This window comes from Oleiphilus sp. HI0128, from assembly GCF_001635365.1.
Window position 1 is genome coordinate 1 of the sequence record NZ_LWGG01000196.1, and the last position, 607, is coordinate 607.

Consider the following 607-nt stretch of genomic DNA (forward strand, 5'->3'; position numbering starts at 1 on the left):
CGTCGGTGCTTATTGAGGTAGAACGAAGAGGTGCTGATTTTATGTATGGAGCAGAATTCTGCAACCGTTAACCCGCTCTCTTTTTGATAATCGAAGATACTTGGCCAGTCGTGTTTGGCTTTCTTGGTGTTCTTTTTAGTCATGTGCTAGTTCCTTGTGAATTTTGGAACTAGCGTAATTAATTGTTGGGTTTGGTATTATGTGTGCTTGGCTAGACGCTTACGATACTTCTATTGAAAAAGAGGTAACTATCACAGTACAAGGTAAAGGAAGTTTTGTTGCAAAGTCAGGTGAACCTCTGCTGAATAGTCTCGAACGTTATGGCCTAAGCACCGAGAATGCTTGCCGCTCTGGTGAGTGCAGTTTATGTCGCGTTAAGCTAATAAGCGGAGAAGTATTTAACCCTCATGAATCCAAGCTACGTAAATCAGATCGTAAATTTTCTTGGATTCATTCATGCGTTGCTTTTCCAACAAGCGATATAGAGATCTCTATATAAAGAAAACCCAAAAGCCAAATTAGGTACCGGTTAAGGTCTTCAAACTGGTACCTAATTTTAACTAGAGTTTGTCCTTCCCTACCCCATCAATGAATCAGATCAATTAAT

The 607-nt window shown here is 40.0% G+C and carries 1 protein-coding gene; it reads left to right on the forward strand.

The window, feature by feature from the left end; genetic code table 11:
* The first annotated feature begins 199 nt into the window (after positions 1 to 199).
* Entirely contained in the window at positions 200 to 499 is a 300-nt protein-coding gene (locus A3763_RS02530) for a 2Fe-2S iron-sulfur cluster binding domain-containing protein (protein WP_068634453.1), read from the forward strand.
* The last annotated feature ends 108 nt before the right edge of the window (positions 500 to 607 follow it).

Coding starts and splice junctions, on each gene's coding strand:
- A3763_RS02530 (WP_068634453.1), top strand. CDS start 200: ATGTGTGCTTGGCTAGACGCTTACGATACTTCTATTGAAAAAGAGGTA.